19 protein-coding genes and 1 pseudogene are annotated in these 19,301 nt (G+C 74.1%); 10 read left to right on the top strand and 10 right to left on the bottom strand.

The features are described from left to right. Positions 1-75: 75 nt before the first annotated feature. Complete coding sequence (locus ABZ885_RS20870; protein WP_360190502.1) at positions 76-1,167, bottom strand: amidohydrolase family protein; 1,092 nt, start codon at positions 1,165-1,167, stop codon at positions 76-78. Between the two features lie 95 nt (positions 1,168-1,262). Here ABZ885_RS20870 and ABZ885_RS20865 point away from each other — a divergent pair, with 95 nt between their 5' ends. Then, the gene (locus tag ABZ885_RS20865) at positions 1,263-2,342 is read left to right on the top strand and encodes an aminotransferase class V-fold PLP-dependent enzyme (protein ID WP_360190499.1); all 1,080 of its coding nucleotides are present in this window, start codon (positions 1,263-1,265) and stop codon (positions 2,340-2,342) included. 50 nt (positions 2,343-2,392) lie between these two features. On the opposite strand, the gene ABZ885_RS20860 is transcribed toward ABZ885_RS20865, so the two are convergent. After that, the gene (locus ABZ885_RS20860) at positions 2,393-3,967 is read right to left on the bottom strand and encodes an APC family permease (protein WP_360190496.1); all 1,575 of its coding nucleotides are present in this window, start codon (positions 3,965-3,967) and stop codon (positions 2,393-2,395) included. A 313-nt stretch (positions 3,968-4,280) separates the two neighbouring features. Between ABZ885_RS20860 and ABZ885_RS20855 the strand changes: the two genes are divergently transcribed. Beyond that, positions 4,281-5,876 (top strand): TauD/TfdA family dioxygenase, encoded by a 1,596-nt coding sequence (locus ABZ885_RS20855; RefSeq protein WP_360190493.1) that lies wholly within the window; start codon positions 4,281-4,283, stop codon positions 5,874-5,876. A 42-nt stretch (positions 5,877-5,918) separates the two neighbouring features. Here the strand turns inward: ABZ885_RS20855 and ABZ885_RS20850 are convergent, their stop codons facing one another. After that, positions 5,919-6,749 carry a GntR family transcriptional regulator gene (locus tag ABZ885_RS20850; RefSeq protein ID WP_360190504.1) on the bottom strand — a complete coding sequence of 277 codons (831 nt, stop codon included), beginning with the start codon at positions 6,747-6,749 and terminating at the stop codon, positions 5,919-5,921. Between the two features lie 338 nt (positions 6,750-7,087). Between ABZ885_RS20850 and ABZ885_RS20845 the strand changes: the two genes are divergently transcribed. The 6 genes from ABZ885_RS20845 to ABZ885_RS20820 all read left to right on the top strand — a co-directional run bounded on the left by ABZ885_RS20845 (position 7,088) and on the right by ABZ885_RS20820 (position 12,339). Continuing rightward, positions 7,088-8,257, top strand: coding sequence for an ABC transporter substrate-binding protein (locus ABZ885_RS20845; RefSeq protein ID WP_360190490.1), 1,170 nt, complete (start codon positions 7,088-7,090; stop codon positions 8,255-8,257). An 86-nt stretch (positions 8,258-8,343) separates the two neighbouring features. Then, a complete protein-coding gene (locus ABZ885_RS20840; RefSeq protein WP_360190487.1) occupies positions 8,344-9,312 on the top strand; it encodes an ABC transporter permease subunit in 969 nt (322 codons plus the stop codon). Continuing rightward, complete coding sequence (locus ABZ885_RS20835) at positions 9,300-10,178, top strand: ABC transporter permease subunit (protein WP_360190484.1); 879 nt, start codon at positions 9,300-9,302, stop codon at positions 10,176-10,178. The genes ABZ885_RS20840 and ABZ885_RS20835 overlap by 13 nt, the downstream gene beginning before the upstream one ends. Before the next feature lie 20 nt (positions 10,179-10,198). Then, on the top strand, positions 10,199-11,284 hold the full coding sequence (locus tag ABZ885_RS20830) for an ABC transporter ATP-binding protein (RefSeq protein ID WP_360190482.1): 1,086 nt from the start codon (positions 10,199-10,201) through the stop codon (positions 11,282-11,284). A 38-nt stretch (positions 11,285-11,322) separates the two neighbouring features. Continuing rightward, positions 11,323-12,012 carry an HAD family phosphatase gene (locus tag ABZ885_RS20825; RefSeq protein WP_360190480.1) on the top strand — a complete coding sequence of 230 codons (690 nt, stop codon included), beginning with the start codon at positions 11,323-11,325 and terminating at the stop codon, positions 12,010-12,012. A gap of 6 nt (positions 12,013-12,018) precedes the next feature. After that, positions 12,019-12,339 carry a multidrug efflux SMR transporter gene (locus tag ABZ885_RS20820; RefSeq protein WP_360190478.1) on the top strand — a complete coding sequence of 107 codons (321 nt, stop codon included), beginning with the start codon at positions 12,019-12,021 and terminating at the stop codon, positions 12,337-12,339. A gap of 48 nt (positions 12,340-12,387) precedes the next feature. Here ABZ885_RS20820 and ABZ885_RS20815 read toward each other — a convergent pair whose 3' ends face one another. The 7 genes from ABZ885_RS20815 to ABZ885_RS20785 all read right to left on the bottom strand — a co-directional run bounded on the left by ABZ885_RS20815 (position 12,388) and on the right by ABZ885_RS20785 (position 18,006). Next, entirely contained in the window at positions 12,388-12,870 is a 483-nt protein-coding gene (locus ABZ885_RS20815) for a MerR family transcriptional regulator (RefSeq protein WP_360190475.1), read from the bottom strand. Between the two features lie 121 nt (positions 12,871-12,991). Further along, positions 12,992-13,771: an SDR family oxidoreductase gene (locus ABZ885_RS20810; RefSeq protein WP_360190472.1), complete on the bottom strand. Its 780-nt coding sequence runs from the start codon at positions 13,769-13,771 to the stop codon at positions 12,992-12,994. Positions 13,772-14,018: 247 nt separating this feature from the next. After that, on the bottom strand, positions 14,019-14,696 hold the full coding sequence (locus ABZ885_RS20805) for a phosphonatase-like hydrolase (protein WP_360190469.1): 678 nt from the start codon (positions 14,694-14,696) through the stop codon (positions 14,019-14,021). A 12-nt stretch (positions 14,697-14,708) separates the two neighbouring features. After that, the gene (locus ABZ885_RS20800) at positions 14,709-15,830 is read right to left on the bottom strand and encodes a TIGR03364 family FAD-dependent oxidoreductase (RefSeq protein ID WP_360190467.1); all 1,122 of its coding nucleotides are present in this window, start codon (positions 15,828-15,830) and stop codon (positions 14,709-14,711) included. A gap of 110 nt (positions 15,831-15,940) precedes the next feature. Next, positions 15,941-16,453, bottom strand: a complete 513-nt coding sequence (locus ABZ885_RS20795; protein WP_360190464.1) for a pyridoxamine 5'-phosphate oxidase family protein — start codon at positions 16,451-16,453, stop codon at positions 15,941-15,943. A gap of 213 nt (positions 16,454-16,666) precedes the next feature. Then, a complete protein-coding gene (locus ABZ885_RS20790) occupies positions 16,667-17,335 on the bottom strand; it encodes a phosphatase PAP2 family protein (RefSeq protein ID WP_360190461.1) in 669 nt (222 codons plus the stop codon). Further along, a complete protein-coding gene (locus ABZ885_RS20785) occupies positions 17,332-18,006 on the bottom strand; it encodes a DedA family protein (RefSeq protein ID WP_360190458.1) in 675 nt (224 codons plus the stop codon). Before ABZ885_RS20785 ends, ABZ885_RS20790 begins: the two co-directional genes overlap by 4 nt. 113 nt (positions 18,007-18,119) lie before the next feature. Here ABZ885_RS20785 and ABZ885_RS20780 point away from each other — a divergent pair, with 113 nt between their 5' ends. Together ABZ885_RS20780 and ABZ885_RS20775 are read left to right on the top strand one after the other, a co-directional pair. After that, positions 18,120-18,548 carry a BlaI/MecI/CopY family transcriptional regulator gene (locus ABZ885_RS20780; protein ID WP_360190455.1) on the top strand — a complete coding sequence of 143 codons (429 nt, stop codon included), beginning with the start codon at positions 18,120-18,122 and terminating at the stop codon, positions 18,546-18,548. Then, positions 18,545-19,301: pseudogene (locus ABZ885_RS20775) on the top strand (hypothetical protein); the annotation flags it as partial. The gene ABZ885_RS20780 and the pseudogene ABZ885_RS20775, both read left to right, overlap by 4 nt.

The raw sequence follows: 19,301 nt of genomic DNA, 5'->3' as shown, positions 1-19,301 counted from the left end.
CGCGAGCCGGCCCGGAACCGGGAGACGGCCGCAGCGGCGACCGGGACGGCCGGGCACGACCACCCGCCGCGCCCGCTACCCCACCGGCCGCCCGCGCAGCACCACCAGCCGCGGATCGGCGAGCACCCGGACGTCGGCGCGCGGGTCCTCGTCGTACACCACGAAGTCCGCCGGCGCGCCCTCCTCCAGGCCGGGCCGGCCCAGCCAGCGGCGCGCGCCCCAGCTGGCCGCCGAGAGCGCCTCGGCCGGGGTCAGCCCGGCCTTCACCAGTTCGCCCACCTCGTCCGCGACCAGGCCGTGCGCCAGCGAGCCGCCCGCGTCCGTACCGACGTAGACCGGGATGCCCGCGTCGTGCGCGGCGGCCACCGTGTCGTACCGGCGCTCGTGCAGCCGGCGCATGTGCGCGGCCCAGGCCGGGAACCTGCCCTCGCCACCGGCCGCGAGACCCGGGAAGGTGGCGATGTTGACCAGCGTCGGGACGATCGCGACGCCGCGTTCGGCGAAGACCGGGATCAGCTCCTCGGTCAGCCCGGTGGCGTGCTCGACGCAGTCGATGCCGGCCGCCAGCAGGTCGGGCAGCGACTCGGCCGCGAAGCAGTGCGCGGTGACCCGCGCGCCCTCCTCGTGCGCCGCCGCGATCGCCTCGGCCAGCGCGTCCCCGGGCCAGCAGGCGGCCAGGTCGCCGCGGTCCCGGTCGATCCAGTCGCCGACCAGCTTCACCCAGCCGTCACCGCGCCGGGCCTCGGCCCGGACGTAGGCGGCGAGGTCGCCGGGCTCGATCTCGTGCGCGTAGTTGCGGATGTAGCGGCGGGTGCGGGCGATGTGCCGGCCGGCCCGGATGATCCGGGGCAGGTCCTCCCGGTCGTCGATCCAGCGGGTGTCGGCGGCCGAGCCGGCGTCGCGGATCAGCAGGGTGCCGGCGTCACGGTCGGTGACCGCCTGCTTCTCGCTGGTCTCCGCGTCGACGGCGCCGTGCGCGTCCAGGCCGACGTGGCAGTGCGCGTCCACCAGGCCGGGCAGCACCCAGCCGGTCACCGTCCGGACGTCCTCCGCGCCCGGCGGGCGGGTGAAGCTCACCCGGCCGTCCACGACCCAGAGTTCGTCCCGGACGTCCTCCGGACCGACCAGCACCCGGCCCCGGACGTGCAGCACCGCAGCATCGCTCATGGCCCGCACTCTACCGACGCGGACGCCACGTGTAAGCAGCGAAAGTACGGCAGACTCGTCCCTGCCCGAACGACCCTCCCCCGAAAGGCCGGCGCGTGACCCCCTACCTCGACCTGCCCCCGCTGAGCGCCGCCGAGTTCGCGGCGACCGAGGACCGGGTGGCCGCGCTGCTGCACACCACCGCCGATGTGATCATCACCCAGGGTGAGGCACTGCTGCCGCTGGAGGCCGCGATCCGCAGCGCCGTGCACCCGGGCTCCACCGCGCTGAACATCGTCACCGGCCCCTACGGCCAGACCTTCGGCGCCTGGCTGCGCTCCTGCGGCGCGACCGTCGTGGACCTCGCGGTGCCGTTCGACAGCGCGGTCACCGCCGCCCAGGTCGGGGCCGCCCTGCGGGAGCACCCGGCGGTCGACTTCGTCTCCCTCGTCCACGCCGAGGCCGCCACCGGCAACACCAACCCCGTCGCCGGGATCGCCGAGGTCGTGCGCGAACACGGTGCGCTGCTGATGCTGGACGCCGTCGCCTCGGTCGCCGCCGAGCCGCTGCTCACCGACGCCTGGGGCATCGACCTGTGCGTCATCGGCGGCCAGAAGGCGATGGGCGGCCCGGCCGGGGTCTCCGCCGTCTCGGTCTCGGACCGCGCCTGGGAACGGATCACCGCCAACCCGGCCGCCCCGCGCCGCTCCTACCTCTCCCTGCTGGACTGGAAGGAGCGCTGGACGGACGCCGGGCGCACGGTACTGCCGCACGCCCCCGCCCAGCTGGAGATGCTCGCGCTCGGCGCCTGCCTCGACCGGATCACCGCCGACGGGCTCCCCGCCGTGATCGCCCGGCACCGCGCCGCCTCCGCCGCCACCCGCGCCGGCGTCCGCGCGCTCGGCACCCTCAGCCCCTTCGTCCCCGACGACGCGCACGCCGCCCCCGTCGCCACCACCCTGCGCACCCCCGACGGCGTGGACGCGGCCGGGATCGCCGCCCGCCTCGACCCCGCGCTGCCCGTCCAGCCCGGCGGCGGCGCCCTGGCCGCCTCGATGCTCCGCGTCAACCACTACGGGCCGGCCGCGTCCCTGGACACCGTCCGGGCCTGCCTCGCCGCCCTCGCCACGGCGACCGGCGCGGACGCCTCCCCGGCCCTGGCCGCCGCCGGGGCCGCCTGGGCGGACGTGGCCTGAGAACGCCGGAGCGGCTCCCGTGACGCACGGGAGCCGCTCCGTCCGGGGGGTCAGTGCCCGCCGGCCTCCACCACCTCGACACCGCGGATGTTCCGTTCGATCTCCTCCACCGGCAGCGCCACCGCCAGGGCCCAGTAGTAGATCACCAGCGCGAACACCACCACGACGAGGATGTCCCACCAGAGCGGCAGGTTGCCCTGCGAACCCGCGCCGAAGGTGCCCTGCCAGGAGATCACCCCGATGCCGACCAGGTAGACCGGCAGCCACTGCCCCGCCTTGAAGTCCATCCGCGGCGCGTTCGGCACGCCCTTCGACACCGCGTACGCGGAGTAGCCGCCGAGCAGCAGGTACCCGATCAGGATGGCCAGGCCCAGCCGCCACAGGGTGTCCCAGCCGGACCAGAAGATGACCAGGGTCGCCACCACGAAGGCGATCGGCGAGACGATCGTGCCGGCGGGCAGGTGGTAGGAGCGCTCCAGCGCCGGCAGCCGCTTGCGCAGCACGCCGAAGGCCAGCGGCGCGCCCGCGTACATCAGCACCACGGCCGAGGTGATGAAGCCGACCAGCCGCTGCCAGCTCGGGAACGGCAGGAAGCAGAGCACGCCCGCCACCCACGCGACGGTCAGGCCGAGCCACGGCACCGAGCGCTTGTCGGTGAACTGCAGGCTCTGCGGGGCGTAGCCGTTGCGGCTCAGGCCGTAGGTGACCCGCGAGCTGGAGGTCATGTAGACCAGGCCGGTGCCGGCGGGCGAGATGATCGCGTCGATGCGCAGGACGGTGGCCAGCCAGCCGAGGCCGATCAGCGTCGAGAGGCCCGCGAACGGCCCGCTGATACCGGGATAGTCGAGGGCGCTCCAGCCGCCGGCGATGGTGTCCGGCGGGAGGGCGGCGATGAACACCACCTGGAGCAGGACGTAGATCGCCGTGCCGATCGCCACCGACCCGAGGACGGCCCGCGGGATGTCCCGGCGGGGGTTGCGGCTCTCGCCCGCCCACTGGATCGCCTGCTCGAAGCCGAGCAGGGCGAAGATCACGCCGCTGCTGCTGATCGCCGCGAGCACGCCCTTGGCGCCGTCCGGCGCGAACCCGTGGACGCTGAAGTTGTCGCCGTGGAACTCCGTGAACCCGAAGACGAAGATGACCAGGACCGGGACGAGGACCTTCCACACCGTGGCCACGCTGTTGGTGTGCGCGAGGAGCCGGACGCCCAGGAAGTTGATCGCCACGAAGACGCCGAGCAGCGCGGCCGCGACGAAGAAGCCCGCGGTGGTCAGCGTCTCGTTCGGGTTCAGCAGGCCGTCCGCCCAGGTCCAGTGCTGGGCGTAGTTGATCATCGCCTGCACCTCGATCGGCGCGATGGTCGCCGCCTGCAGCCAGGTGAACCAGCCGAACGACATCCCCGCGAACCCGCCGAACGCGTAGTGCGGGTAGCGCGCCGTCCCGCCCGCCACCGGGAACAGCCCGCCCAGCTCGGCGTGGACCAGCGCCAGCAGGATGATCGCCACCGCGCCGACGCCCCACGAGATCAGCGCCGCGGGCCCCGCCGCCACCGCCGCCTTCTCCGCCCCGAACAGCCACCCGGACCCGATGATCGCCCCGACCGAGGCCCAGAGCAGCCCGATCATCCCGACTTCACGTTTCAGCCCGGTATGCCCCGAAGCAGCCGGGGTCTGCGTCGTGGGGTGAGCCATGCCGAGCCGCCTCTCAGGTCAGGGAAGTCCACCCCGACAGTGCCCCAGCCCCCACCACTCCCCACGCCGAAACGCCCCGCGCCCCGCCCCCCTCACCCGATCGGCCGTACCGCCGGCGGGGGCGGCACAGTTCCTCCGGCGTTCACCCGGGCGGCACGTGGAGCTCACCGGGGGAGGGCAGGCTGCGGGCCAGATGGGTGAAGTTGGCTATACAACTTGGCCCGGGATGCTGCCGAGGAGGAGACCCATGACCGAGCTGCCGCCGTACTGGTTGCGCGACAACTGCCCCTGTGCCGAATGCCGGGACCCGCGGAGCGGGCAGAAGCTGTTCCAGATCGGCGACCTGCCGGAGGGGCTGGCGGTCGCGGCGCAGGTGGAGATCGGGGGGAAGCTGGAGGTGCTCTGGTCGGACGGGCACCGTTCGCGGTACCCGCTGGAGTGGCTCGACGACGCGGGCGGCGGCGACGGGCGCACGGAGGAGGGGAAGCGGCTCTGGGTGGCGGCGGACTTCGCCCGGGGGCTCCCGGAGGCCGGGTGGGAGGCGTACCTCGGCGACCCCGCCGAGCAGGCGGCGGTGCTGGAGGCCGTACGGCGCACCGGGTTCGCGGTGCTGCGCGGGGTGCCGGCCGTGGAGCGGCAGGTCCTGGAGGTGGCCGGGACCTTCGGGTACGTGCGGGTCACCAACTACGGGGAGCTGTTCGACGTCCGGGTCGAGCCGGACCCGAACAACCTGGCGTTCACGAGCGTGGCCATCACCCCGCACACCGACAACCCGTACCGCGACCCGGTGCCCACGCTGCAGTTGCTGCACTGCCTGGAGAACGCGGCGGCCGGCGGGGACTCCGGGCTGGTGGACGGGTTCAAGGCGGCGGCGGTGCTGCGGGAGGAGGCGCCCGCGGAGTTCGCGGCCCTGACCCGCACGCCGGTGCCGTTCGTCTTCCGCGACCGCCGGACCGAGCTGCGCGCCGACCGGCCGCTGATCGAGGTGGACGCGCGGGGGCGGATCCGGGAGGTGCGGTTCAACAACCGGTCGATCGGCACGCTGCGCGGCACCCCCGAGGAGCTCGCCGCCTTCTACGCCGCGTACCGGCGGTTCGCCGCGATCACGCTCCGCCCCGAGCTGCAGCTCACCTTCCGGCTCGACCGCGGCGACTGCCTGGTCTTCGACAACACCCGTCTCCTGCACGCCCGTACGGCGTTCGAGCAGGACGGCCGGCGTCACCTCCAGGGCTGCTACGCCGACCTGGACTCGCTGCACAGCACCCTCGCCGTGCTGCACCGCCGTGCCGCGGCACTGGACGCGATCGCCGGGCTGTTCGCGGGCGAGGGCGCCGGGGAGTACCTGGGCGAGGAGGTCACCATGGCCGAGCACATGCTCCAGGCGGGTGCGGCCGCCGAGGCGGCGGGGGCGCCGGCACACCTCGTCGCGGCGGCGCTGCTGCACGACGTGGGCCATTTCTTCGACGAGCACGGCCAGGGCGCCCTGCACGGGCGCGACCTGATGCAGGGGCAGGACAACCGGCACAGCGACAGCGGCGCGGACTGGCTGGCGCAGTGGTTCGGCCCGGAGGTCACCGAGCCGGTCCGGCTGCACGTGGCCGCCAAGCGATACCTGTGCGCGGTCGAACCGGGCTACCGGGAGCAGCTGTCCGAGGCGTCCGAGTACACCCTGCAGGTCCAGGGCGGCCCGATGGACGGGCGGCAGGCCGCCGCCTTCGCCGCCCTCCCGGGTGCGGCCGACGCGGTGGCGGTGCGCCGCTGGGACGAGCGGGCGAAGGCGGCCGGGGCGGCGACGCCGGGCTTCGAGCACTTCCGCCCGCTGCTCGCCGCCCTCATGCGCTAGACCGGCGATCCCCGGCGCAGGCCGGCGCGCCCGGGAGGCGGGTCAGTCCCCCTCCCGGGCGTGCCGGGAGAGCGCCGAGGTGGCGAGCGAGTTGTGCACGCTGAAGGCCACCGTCCCCGGCAGGTAGCGGTCCTGGGACCACTCCACCGGGGTTCCGGTCGGGTCCGTGGTGCGGCGCCGTTCGCGCAGCAGCGGGCCGCCGCGGCGGCAGCCGAGCAGGCGGGCGTCCTCCGCGTTGGCGGCGACGATGTCGATGGTGTGGTCGGCGTCGGTGAACAGGATGCCGTGCTCGCGCAGCACCTCGGTGTGCGAGACGACGTCCGGCGGCAGCTGGGCGACGATCTCGCCGACCCGCGGCGGGTAGACGGTGCGCTCGACCATCACCGGCGTGCCGGAGAGGGTGCGCAGACGGACCGTCACGTACACCTCGGAGCCGGGCTCCAGGCGTAGCTGCTCGCGCTCGGCGGCGTCGGCCGGGCGGCGGACCAGCGAGTCCAGGATGCCGCCGGGCTCCTCGCCCATCGAGTACGCCCAGTGCGTGAAGCTGAGCAGTTCGGAGAAGCTCTGCACCCGGGCGGTGCCGAGCACCACCCGCCGGGTGCCGCGCCGGGAGGTGACCAGTCCGTCCGAGCGCAGCACGGCCAGGGCCTGCCGGACGGTGCCGCGCGAGACGCCGTACTGCTCGGCCAGGGCGCCCTCGGCGGGCAGCCGGCCGGCCTCGCCGTACGCACCGGTGGTGATCGCCTCGCGCAGGTCGGCGGCCACCTTGCGGTAGAGCGCGCCGGCGGCGCGGTCCGCGCCCGCGGGACCGGCGGAGCCGGCGGCGGGGGCGGAGGCAGCGGGGGCCTCGGGGCGCTCGGGCTCCAGTGCCACGTCAGTCAATGTCCCTCCTGGGGCGGTGTCCTGCGCAGCCGTACCGGCGCGGACAGCCCGACCTTATCCCGCTGCGCTTTCGAAGCATCGCACCCGCGGGTTCACCCTCCGGAGGCCTGATTCGACCGTTCCCGCAGCCGACTCCGGTTCTGGGCCGTCCGTTCACCTTCCCGTCACCGGGCTCCGGCGTACTTACCCCCGTCAGCGAAGTTGGCTAGTCAACTCGGGCAGTCCCGAACGGCCACCCGCTCGACCCGATCCTCACGACGAAGCACCTCGCGAATCACCCCCTTCGCAGGACCTCCCCCCGCAGTACCCCCCGATCAGGAGACTGACCCGTGACCGTGCACCGTGCCCGCGCCGCCGCCTTCGCGGCCGTTCTGACCGCTGCCGCGCTCTCCCTCACCGCCTGCGGCTCCGCCGGTTCGTCCGCCAAGGCCGGCGACGCCGCCAAGGCCGGCTCCAAGGACGCCAAGGACGCCGCCTCGGCCGCCGACTTCGGCGGCATGGACGCCCTCGTCGCCGCGGCCAAGAAGGAGGGCAAGCTGCACGTCATCACGCTGCCCAAGGACTGGGCCAACTACGGCAAGATCATGGACTCGTTCAAGGCCAAGTACGGCATCGAGATCGAGGACGAGAACCCGGACGGCTCCAGCCAGGACGAGATCAACGCGATCACCTCCCGCAAGGGCCAGGACCGCGCCCCCGACGTGGTCGACCTGGGCAGCGCCTTCGCCCTCCAGGCGGTCAAGGACGGCCTGCTCGCCCCCTACAAGGTGGCCACCTTCGACAAGGTCCCGGACACCATGAAGGACCCGGCCGGCGCCCGCGTCAACGACTACGGCGGCTACATCTCCATCGGCTGCGACGCCAAGAAGATCGCCAACTGCCCGAAGACCTTCGCCGACCTGCTCAAGCCCGAGTACAAGGGCCAGGTCGCCCTGAACGGCAACCCGACCAAGTCCGGCTCGGCGTTCGGCGGCGTCTACGCGGCCGCGCTGGCCAACGGCGGCTCGCTGGACAACATCCAGCCCGGCATCGACTTCTTCGGCAAGCTGAAGGCCTCCGGCAACTTCAACCCCGTCGAGTCCACCCCGGCCACCATCGAGAAGGGCGAGACCCCGATCTCGATCGACTGGTCCTACCTGAACGCCGGCTACACCGACGAGTTCAAGGACAAGGGCGTGGACTGGAAGGTCTCCGTCCCCAGCGACGGCAGCTACGCCCAGTTCTACAACCAGGGCATCAACAAGTACGCCCCGCACCCGGCCGCCGCCCGCCTGTGGCAGGAGTACCTGTTCAGCGCCGAGGGCCAGAACCTCTTCCTCGGCGGCTACGCCACCCCGGCCACCTTCGACGCGCTGAAGAAGGACGGCACCCTGGACGCCGCGGCCGCCGCCAAGCTGCCGACCGTCGAGAAGCCGTTCACCGACTTCCCGTCCCAGGACCAGATCACGGCCGCCAAGAAGGTCGTCACCGAGAACTGGACCAAGGCCATCGCCGGCTGACGAACCGTCACCACGGATCGTCCACCGCACCGACGACGAACGTCACCGACGAACGTCAGCACCTTCGACCGGGCTGAGAAGGACTCATGACCACGGCTCCCACCCCGGTGCCGACCACCCCCGCCGCCACCGACCTCGGTGGCGGCGCGGGGGCGTCCGCCACCGCCACGCACACCACCCCCACCCCCGGCCGGCACACCCGCCGCCGGCGCCTCGGCGGCGGCTCCTGGCTCGCCACCGTCCCGCTCTTCCTGTTCTTCGTGATCGGCTTCGGCCTGCCCGCCGTCGCGATCGTGATCGGCGCCTTCACCACCTCCAGCGACGCGGAGGGCGGTGGCGGCCGGTTCACCCTCGACAACATCACCGCCTCCGTCCAGGGCGCGTACTGGACGGCGATGCTCAGCAGCCTCAAGCTGTCCGCGCTCACCGCGCTGCTCGCCACCGTGATCGGCCTGCCGCTCGCCCAGGCCGTGGTGACCTCCCGGCGCACCTGGCTGCGCCAGGCCGTGCTGACCGCCTCCGGCGTGCTCGCCAACTTCGGCGGCCTGCCGCTCGCCTTCGCGTTCGTCGCCACCCTCGGCAACGCGGGCGAGGTCACCAAGCTGCTGCACCTGACCGACCACGGCTGGACGCTCTACTCCTTCACCGGCCTGACCATCGTCTACCTGTACTTCCTCATCCCGCTGATGGTGCTCACCATCACCCCGGCCCTGGACGGCCTGCGGGTGCAGTGGCGCGAGGCCGCCCACAACAACCGGGCCACCACCGTCCAGTACTGGCGCCACGTCGCCCTGCCGATCCTGCTGCCCTCGCTGCTCGGCGGCTTCGTGCTGCTCTTCGGCAGCGCCTTCGCCGCGTACGCCACCGCCGCGGCCATGGTCGGCGCGACCGTTCCGCTGGTCAGCCGCTCGATCGCGGACGCGCTCTCCGGCAACGTGCTGGTCGGCCAGGGCAACCTCGCCCTCGCCCTCAGCCTCAACATGATCGTGGTGGCCGTCCTGGTGATGGCCGTGTACCTCCCCCTCCAGCGCCGGAGTGCCCGATGGCTCAGCTGACCTCCGCCCGTACCGGCCCGAAGGCCCGCACCTCCGGCCACGGCAACCGGCCGCGCCGCCAGGTGCGCTGGTGGCGCGGTGCCGTCCTGCTGCTGGCCGGCGTCTACTTCCTCGTGCCGCTGGCCGCCGCCGGGTACTTCTCCATCGACGACCCGAAGGGCTTCTCCTTCGAGGCGTACACCGGCCTGCTGAGCGCCCCCGGCTTCCTGGACAGCCTCTGGCTCACCCTGGGGCTCGCCGTCGTCACCGTCCTGGTGCTGCTGCTCCTGCTGGTGCCGGCCCTGATCGCGGTCCGGCTCGGCTCGCCGAAGCTGCGCCCGGTGATCGACGTGCTCTGCACCCTGCCGCTGGTCGTCCCGCCGGTCGCGCTGACCGCCGGCCTGATCGGCGTGCTCCGCTGGGGCCCGGACTACCTGATGGACACGCCGTTCTTCCAGACCTTCGTGTTCGTCCAGGACCCGGACTTCCCGCTGGTCCTGGTGATCGCCTACGTGCTGATGTCGCTCCCGCTCGCCTACCGGGCGATCGACGCCGGCCTGCGCGCGGTGGACGTGCGCACCCTGGTCGAGGCCGCCCGCAACTGCGGCGCGAGCTGGCCGCGCGCGGTGTTCACGGTCGTGCTGCCCAACCTGCGCGGCGCACTGCTGAACGCCTCCTTCCTGACCCTGGCGCTGGTGCTCGGCGAGTTCACCGCCGCCTCGATCCTCGGCTACCAGCCCTTCCCGGTGTGGATCTACTCGGTCGGCAACAGCCAGGCCCACATGTCGGTCGCGGTCTCCATCCTGAGCCTGCTGATCACCTGGCTGCTGCTGCTCCTGCTGGCCACCGTCGGCCGCGAGCGCCGCCACCGCACCACCACCTCCTGAAACCCCCGGAGTCTCCCACCATGACCACGGTTACCGCCCCCGTCGCCGGCGTCCCCCTCGCTCCCGGCGGCGCGACCGTCGAATTCCGCGGCCTGCGCCGCTCGTTCGGCGCCACCACCGCGCTGGACGGCCTCGACCTGACCGTCCACCCGGGCGAGCTCCTCGCCCTGCTCGGCCCGTCCGGCTGCGGCAAGACCACCGCGCTGCGCATCCTGGCCGGCTTCGAGCAGCACGACTCCGGCCAGGTGCTGGTCGACGGCGCGGACATCACCGCGATCCCCGCGCACAAGCGCGACGCCGGCATGGTGTTCCAGTCGTACAGCCTCTTCCCGCACCTGACCGCCGCCGACAACGTCGCCTTCGGCATGCGGATGCGCGGCACCGGCAAGGCCGAGCGCCGCCGCCGCGCCCACGAGCTGCTGGAGCTGGTCGGCCTGCCGCAGCACGCCGACCGCTACCCGCACCAGATGTCCGGCGGCCAGCAGCAGCGCATCGCGCTCGCCCGCGCGCTCGCCCTGCAGCCGCGCGTCCTGCTGCTCGACGAGCCGCTCTCCGCGCTCGACGCCAAGGTCCGGCTCTCGCTGCGCGAGGAGATCCGGCGGCTGCAGCAGGAGCTGGGGATCACCACGCTGTTCGTCACCCACGACCAGGAGGAGGCCCTCTCGATGGCCGACCGGGTCGCGGTGCTGCGCGCCGGCCGCCTGGAGCAGTGCGCCACCCCGTCCCAGCTGTACGCCCGCCCGGCGACCGCGTTCGTCGCCGAGTTCGTCGGCACGATGAGCCGGATCCCGTGCGTGCGGGTCGGGGACGGCGTCGAGGTGCTCGGCCGCCGCCACGCCGTGGACGGGACGATGCCGGCCGACGGCCCGCTCGAGGTGCTGGTCCGGCCGGAGAACGTGACCCTCTCCCCCGCGGAGCACGGTCCGGCGCTGGTGGTCTCCGCGTCCTTCCTGGGCGCCGTCACCCGCCTCACCGTCCGGCTCGACGACGGCACCGAGGTCAAGGCCGACCTGCCGACCGAGGCCGCCGCCGCCCTGCCGGCCGGTTCGCGTGCCGCGCTGACGCTCCCGGAGCGGCCGGTCCTGGTGGACCGTCGTACGGTCTGACCATCCGATCCTCCTGATGAAGCACCGAAGGTACCGCCATGCCTGACAACCCCACGGGCCGATCCGCCGTGCCCGCCGCCGTCCTCTTCGACATGGACGGCACCCTCGTCGACACCGAGCACCTCTGGTGGCAGGCCGCCGCCGAACTCGCCGACGAGCTGCACCACTCCCTCACCGACCAGGACGCCCCCGAGGTGCTCGGCCGGGCCATCGAGCACACCGCCGCCCACCTGCACCGGGTCAGCGGCACCGAGCTCAGCGAGGCCGAACTCGCCGACCGGCTCGGCGAGTCCTTCTTCCGCAAGGTCGCGGCCGAGACCGTCCCGCGGCCGGGCGCGCTCGCCCTGCTCGCCGCACTGCGGGACGCCCGGGTGCCCACCGCACTCGTCTCGGCCTCGCCGCGCCGGGTGGTCGACCTGGTGCTCGGCACCATCGGCCGCGACTGGTTCGCCGTCACCCTCGCCGCCGAGGACACCCCGCGCACCAAGCCCGCCCCCGACCCCTACCTCGCCGCCGCCGAACGGCTCGGCCTGGACCCGGCCGCGTGCGTCGCCGTCGAGGACACCCCGACCGGCGTCGCCTCCGCGACCGCGGCCGGCTGCGCGGTGCTCGCCGTGCCGTCCAGCGACGTGGCCATCCCGGACGGGTCCCGGGTCACCCTGCTGGACAGCCTGGAGCGCGCCGACGTCGCCCTGCTCGGGAAGCTCACCGCCGCCCCGGGGGTTTGATCACCCATGCCCTACGTACTCCTCGCCCTGGCGATCCTCAGCGAAGTCTGCGCCACCAGCTGCCTGAAGCTCACGGACGGCTTCAGCCGGCTCTGGCCCAGCGTGGGCGTGGCCGTCGGCTACGTGCTCTCCTTCGTGCTGCTCGGCCGCGCTCTGAAGCACATCCCGGTGTCGGTCGCGTACGCCGTCTGGTCCGGCGCCGGGACGGCCGCGGTGGCCGGCATCGGCGTGGTGGCCTTCGGCGAGTCGCTCGGCCGGCTGCAGTGGCTGGGGATCGCCCTGGTGATCGTCGGCGTCGTGGTGCTCAACCTGCGCAGCAGCCACTGACGCGGGTGCCGGGCGGTGCGGACACCGCCCGGCACACCCGCCCCGCCGTCAGCCGGCGGCCGTGTACATCTCCCGGTAGGCGGCCAGCACGAACTCGTCGAGGGCCGGCTGCTCCAGCGTCGCACTGCGGACCAGCGCCCGCACGGGCGCGCCCTGGCGGATGGTGACGCGGTGGCTCATCGCTTCTCCTTCGGTCAGACGGGTCAACAGGCTGTGGACGACGCCGCGTTGGATCTCCAGCCGGCGCACGGCGGCGCTCAGGTGCGCCCGCAGGGCCCGCGCCGGCTCCTCGCCCTCCTCCCCGTGCGCCAGCAGGCTGCGCACCTGCTCGATCGGCATGTCGAGCTGCCGCAGCGCCCGGATCAGCTGCGCCGTCCGGAGCTGGTCCCGCCGGAAGTAGCGGTAGCCGCTGTCCGGGTCGACCAGGGCCGGGGCCAGTAGGCCGCTTGCGTCGTAGTGCCGCAGCGCGGTCACCGAGAGGCCACTGGCCTGCGCGAACTGCCCGATGGGCAGCAGGTTCGTCCTGTCCACGGGGAAGACTGTGCCGTCTCGCGTAACCCGAGAGTCAAGCGGTCGTACGGGGACCGGGAGGCCCGCGGCCGGACCGGCGCCGGCGCGCCCGCCCGGCCGCGGGCCTCGCGGCGCGATCGGGTCACCGCGGCGCCAGCGGCCCGAGGTAGGTGCCGCCGGAGACGTCGATCGTCTGGCCGGTCACCCAGCGGCCCTGCGGGCCCGCCAGGAATCCCACCACGTCGGCGACGTCCTCCGGCTCTCCGAGGCGGCCGAGCGCGGTGATCGACTCCAGCTCGGCGACCGCCTCCGGAATCGTGGTGAAAACCGCGGTCAGGTCGGTCTTCACCATCCCGGGAGCAACGGTGTTCACCGTGATCCCGCGGTTGCCGAACTCGTTGGCCAGCGTGGGGCCCATCGCCTCCAGCGCGGCCTTGCTGACGGTGTAGCCGATCTGGGCGGTCACCGCGAACCGGCTGGCCACCGAACCCATGTTGATGATCCGCCCACCGTCGTTCAGCAGCGCCATCGCCCGCTTCACGATGAAGAACGGCGTGGTCACGTTGACCGCGAGCAGCGCGGCGAACTCCTCCTCGGTGATCTGGCCGATCGGGCTGAACGAGGAGATGCCCGCGTTGTTGACGAGGATGTCCAGGCCCTTCGCCCCGTACTCGGCGAGCCCTTCGGCCAGCCCCTCGAAGAGCCGGTCCACCGCGCCGTTCTCCCCGAACCGCGCCTGCACGGCGAACGCCCGGCCGCCGGCCCCGGTGATCCGGGCCACGGTCTCCTCGGCCGCCGCCGCGTTCCCGCCGTAGTGCACGGCGACCAGCGCGCCGTCCGCGGCCAGCCGCAGTGCCACCGCCCGCCCGATCCCGCGCGAACCGCCCGTCACCAGTGCGGTCCTGCCGTTCAGTTCGGCCATGGTCGTGCTCCTTCGTTCGTCGCCGGTCCCGCGGTGGGATCACGGCGGTGGTTCAACCCGTCCTGGCCGGGCCGGCGCAGGCACCGGTGGTCCCCGCCCCCGTCCCGTCCCGGCCGGCGTGCGTCCGGGACGGCCGGCGGGGCCTCCGCCCGGCAGCTCAAGCCTGCTGTCCGCGCAGGCGGGGATCAACGCAGACTTCGCCACCGTCCCGATCACCGTGGGGTTATGGATCCGGGCCCGGCTCCGCTCAGCCCGCGAGCAGTCCCGGCAGCTCGGCGACGGACTTCAGCACGTGCGTCGCCCCGTCCGCCCGGAGCCGGGCCTCGTCGTGGGCGCCGGTGAGGACGCCGGCGACCACCGAGGCACCGGCCCGGGAGCCGGTCAGCATGTCGTAGCCGGTGTCCCCGGCGACGGCGATCTGACGGACCGAGTCGGTCCCGGTGCGCAGCAGCGCGGTGAGCGCCAGGTCAGGGTACGGGCGGCCGCGGCCGGCCTCGGCGGGGCAGAGGGTGAGGTCGGCGACCGACTCCCAGCCGAGCGCGCGCAGGATCCGGTCCTGGGTGGCCCGGGAGAAGCCGGTGGTGAGGACCACCTTGCGGCCCTGGCCGCGCAGTTCGGCGATGGCCTCGGCCGCGCCGGGTAGGGCGGCGCAGTGCCCGGCGTCGACCAGGTCGTGGTACGCGGCCTCGAAGGCGGTGTTGGCGGCCTGCGCCTTCTCCTCCGCGCCGAACAGGTGCCGGAAGACGGAGATCTTGGACTCGCCCATGGTGGCCCGGACGTGCTCCAGCATGCGGGCGTGCTCGGGGCTGCCGGCCTCGACGCCGAGCGAGCCGGCGGCGGCCCGGAAGGCCTGCTCGACCAGGCCGTCGTCGGCCACGGTGGTTCCGGCCATGTCGAGCACGACCAGACGGATGTCAAGCGACATGTTCAACGACTCCTAGAGGTTGGCGAGTTCGGCGGTGGTCTCGGCGATGGCCGGCGAGCAGGTCATGCCACGGCCGCCGGGGCCGGTGACCAGCCAGACGCCGTCGCGGAGCTGCTCCCGGTGGACGACGCGGGTGGTGTCGACGCACTGCGCGTACACCCCGGCCCAGCGGCGGCGCACCCGGGGCAGCGGGCGGCCGAGCAACTCCTCGGCCACGGCGGCCAGGTGGTCGTACGGGTCCTCGACCACGTCGAAGCCGAACGGCTGGTCGTACTCGTGGGTGTCGCCGATGGTGAGGCCGCCGTCGCGGCGCTGGACCATCAGCAGCTGCATCTTGTGCTCGGCGGCGACCGGCGGCTGCGGCTGCGCGGCCTTGAGCCGCTCCAGGGCGTCGCCGGCGAAGGCGGGGTAGTAGCGGAAGCTGTCGCCGTCCGCGACCGAGGTGGTCAGCGGCTCGTCCAGCGGGTCGGTCTGCATCATCTGCAGCCGGACGCGGCGGACGGGCAGTGCGGGCGCCAGCTCGCGCACCAGGCCGCCCAGCCAGGCACCGGTGCAGAGGACGACGAGGTCGCCGGTGTGGACGTCGCCGTGGTCGTCACGGACGGCGTTCTCGCCGATCACCTCGCGGACCTCGCGCCCGGGCAGGAAGGTGTAGCGGCCGGTGGCCTGCAGGGCGGCGCGCAGCGCGGGCTGGGCGGTGCGGGGCTCCACGGCGGCGTCCCGCTCGCACCACAGGGCGCCGAGCAGCTTGCCGCGCAGGGCGGGGTTGGCGGCCCGGGTCTCGTCCGCGTCGAGCAGCCGGTAGCCGCGCGCGGCGGCGTCGGGCAGCGTCAACGCCTGCTCGGCGACGGCGAGTTCGGCCTCGGTGCGGATCGCGGTGAGCGAGCCGTTGGCCCGGAAGCCGAGGTCGGGCACCTGCGCGCCGATCCGCTCCCACAGCTCGCGGGCGCGCAGCGCGGTGTCCAGCTCCTCGCCCCCGGCGCGGCCACTGACCCAGACCAGCCCGAAGTTGCGCACGGAGGCGCCGCGCGCCTCGCTCTCGCGCTCCAGGTGGACGACCTCGTGGCCGCGTTCGACGGCCTGCCAGGCGTGCATGGTGCCGAGCACGCCTGCTCCTACGACGATGACTCTCATGCGGCCAGGCTGATGCGGCGAGGTGGCCGCCAGGGGTCCGGCTCCGGTCCCGCAGGTGAACCGACCGAAAAGTTGTACAGACAACCCGGCCCCGCTGGCCGGGAGGACGGTCAGCGCACCACGGAGGCCCGCAGGTAGTTGCGCCGCCCGAAGTGCGGCTCGTCCACGGCGGTCAGCTCCTCCACCTGGAACCGGTAGAGCGCCGCGGCGCCGGCCCCAGCCAGGAACTGCCGCCGCACCTCCGCGTCCTGCCCGAACGACGGGTAGCGGCCCTGGTAGGCGGCGAACGCGGACTCCGCCTGGCGCCCCCACGCCTCCCCCGCTCTGCCGGCCAGCTGGAGGCCGCGCAGCTGCTCGCCGAAGACCGGCGGCGGCAGGAAGACGGTCGCCGCCGCCCGGGCCTCCTCGGCCAGGTGGTGGCTGTGCCGGGTGGCGCGCTCGCTGACGAAGTAGAGGACGAGGTCGTCGTCGTACGCGAAGAAGGCCAGGTTGGCGTGCGGGCCGTGCTCGTGGCCGGCGGTGGCCAGGGTGAGCACCATGGCCTCGGCGAGCAGCCCCTCCACCCCCTTGCGGAGCTCCTCCGCGGGCCAGTCCCCCTGGCTGACGTCGAGTCGGTACGGCATGGGCAGCACTCCCCTCCACGGGCACGCCCGGGCGCCGCGACGCCCCGGCACGACTGAGCCGGGCGGGCGCCCCGGACCGGGGCCCCACGCCCGGCTCACATGCTGCCCCCGCCACCCCGGCCGGACAAGAGGCCGCCCCGGGGCCCAGGGCTCCGGGGCGGCTCGGCTGCACGGCGGTAAGGCGGCAAGCAGGCACGGCGCCGCCGGCCGGCCTCAGCGCCGCTGCGGCTCCAGCGGCGTGCCGCCGCCCGCCACGGCGACGGCACCGGCGCCCAGCAGCGGGCGCAGCGCACCGTCACGGGCCCGCCGGACGAGCGGCGCGGCCAGCCCGGCGGCCGGTGACAGCACGGCCGCCACCAGGACACCGACCACCGCACCGACCAGCACGTCGTGCGGGTAGTGGACGCCGACCCAGACCCGGGAGGCGCCCATCAGCACCGCGGCGACCGCGGCGATCCGGCCGAGCCGCCGGTCGGCGGACCAGAGCGCGGCCGCCGCGGAGAAGGCGATCACCGTGTGGTTGCTCGGGAAGGACCAGTCACCGGCGCCCGGGCAGGCCTCCAGCGTTCCGCGCACGCCCAGCTGCGCACACGGCCGGATCTCCTCGACCAGGCTCTTGAAGAAGGAGTTCACGGCGTACGCGATGACCACGATCAGCGGCGAGGCCAGCACCCGGGCCATTACGGCCGGGCCGGCGCCGCGCGCCCGCCACCATGCGACGGTCATCAGGACGGCGAACAGGCCGAGGCCGACCGCGGACCACACCCTGATCAGCTGGTCCAGCCAGTACGGCGCGGCATCCGCCCATCCGACCACCCGCCGGTACAGGCCGCCGTCGATGCCACTGCCGTCGTACACGGCGAGGGCGCGGGAGGGCGTCACCGGGCGTCACCACCGTTGCGGCGGGCTTTCCGGGCGCGGAACAATTCACGAACGATCGGGATCACGGAGACAACTACTACCAGACCAACGATGGGAAGCAGGTACTGGTCGATTCCGGGCACCGACGAGCCGAGCGCGTAGCCGGCCAGCACCACGCCGACCACCCAGAGCGCACCGCCCAGGACCTGCCAGAAGGTGAACGAGCGGACCGGCACATCCAGGACGCCGCAGAGCGGGTTCAGCACCGTCCGGACCACCGGGATGAACCGGGCGAGCACGATCGCCTTGCCGTGGCCGTACTTGGAGAGCAGTTCCTCGGCCCGTACGACGCCGCGCTGCAGGCCCTTCCGTTCGGTGCGCTGCAGCAGCGCCTTCCCGCCGCGCCGGCCGATCAGGTAGCCGGTCTGGGCCCCGATCAGCGCGCCGGCCAAGGCCGCCGGGATCACCTGGTAGAGCTCCAGCTGCGGGCCCTTGGTGGCGCCGGGGACGCAGAGCAGGCCCGCGGTGAACAGCAGCGAGTCGCCGGGCAGGAAGAACCCGACCAGCAGCCCGGTCTCGGCGAAGAGCACGACGGCGATGCCGAGCGCACCGAAGGACGCGAGCAGCGACGAGGCGTCCAGCAGGTTCACCGCGAGCGGGTGAACGGCCGCATCGGCTGGGGATTGGAGCAAGGCTGGCGGACCTCCCGTACGTCGGGGGCGGCGCCGGCGGAGCACACCCCGACCGTCTACAGTGACGTAGACGGTCGACATGACTGTAGACGAATCCGGGAGGAACCGCCGCAATGTCCGACGTACCGCCCGCCCGCCGGCCCGCCGGGGAGCTGGAGGCCGAGGTGCTGGCCGCCCTCTGGGCCGCGCACCGGCCGCTGACGCCGCAGGACGTCCAGGCGGCCCTCGGCGAGGGCCTCGCCCGGACCACCGTCGCCACGATCCTCGCCCGGCTGCACGAGAAGGGCACGGTGGAACGCACCCGTGCGGGGCGCGCCTACGCGTACACCCCGACCGTGCCGGACCCGGCCGGGCTCGCCGCCCGCCGGATGCACACCGAGCTCGGCCGCGAGGCGGACCGCTCCACCGTGCTCGCCCGCTTCGTCTCCGACCTCTCCGCCGAGGACGAGCAACTGCTGCGCGCGCTCCTCGGCGAGGGCACCGGCCCCGACGGTGTCGATCCCGACGGCACCGGCCGCGCGACCGGACCGGCGGCCTCGTGATCGTCGCCGTCTGGGCGCCGCTGCTGCTCCCCTTCCTCGCCGCTCCGCTGGCCCGCCGCCTCGCCGAGACGCTCACCCCGCGGGCCGCCGCCTGGACGCTGGCCGGCACCTCGGCCGTGCTGGCCGGCGGCACGCTCTGCTCGCTCGGCCTGCTCGCCGCCGCCGGACTGCTCCGGCTGCCGCCGGTCGCCGCACTCGGCCACCTGTCGCTGCCCTGGCTGGCCGCCACCGCGCCGCAGGCCCCCCTGCCGGCCGTCCTGGCCGGGCTGACCCTCGCCGCGCTGGGCGTACTGGCCGCCAGGACGGCACGCCTGCGCCACCGTGAACTGCACGCCGCCCGCGCCGCACTCGGCCCGGACACCGCCGCACTCCCGGCCGACGGCCCCACGACAGGCAGCTCCACGACCAACAGCCCGCACGCCTCCGCGCGCCGGGCGCACACGCCGCGCGCCCGGCTCGCCTCGCTCCCGGCGCGCGCCCGCGCCCTCCTGAGCCCCGCCGGCCCCGCCCCGCTCGCCGTCCTGGACGACGAGCGCGCCGACGCCTTCGCCCTTCCCGGCCGCCTCCCGCACCCCCGGCGGCCCGCCGAACCGGGACGGATCGTCGTCACCACCGGCATGCTGCGCGCCCTCACCGCCCCCGAGCGGGCCGCCCTGTTCGGCATCGAGCAGACTCTGCTGGCCTGCGCCGACCAGGTCCGCGTCACCACCTCACCCGGCCACCACGACCTCGTCGACCGGATCCGCGCCGACG

The sequence above is a fragment of the Kitasatospora sp. NPDC047058 genome (assembly GCF_040643935.1).
Taxonomy (GTDB): Bacteria; Actinomycetota; Actinomycetes; order Streptomycetales; family Streptomycetaceae; genus Kitasatospora.
Note: the sequence above shows the minus strand (reverse complement) of the source record. Positions and strands in the feature narration are given on the sequence as shown.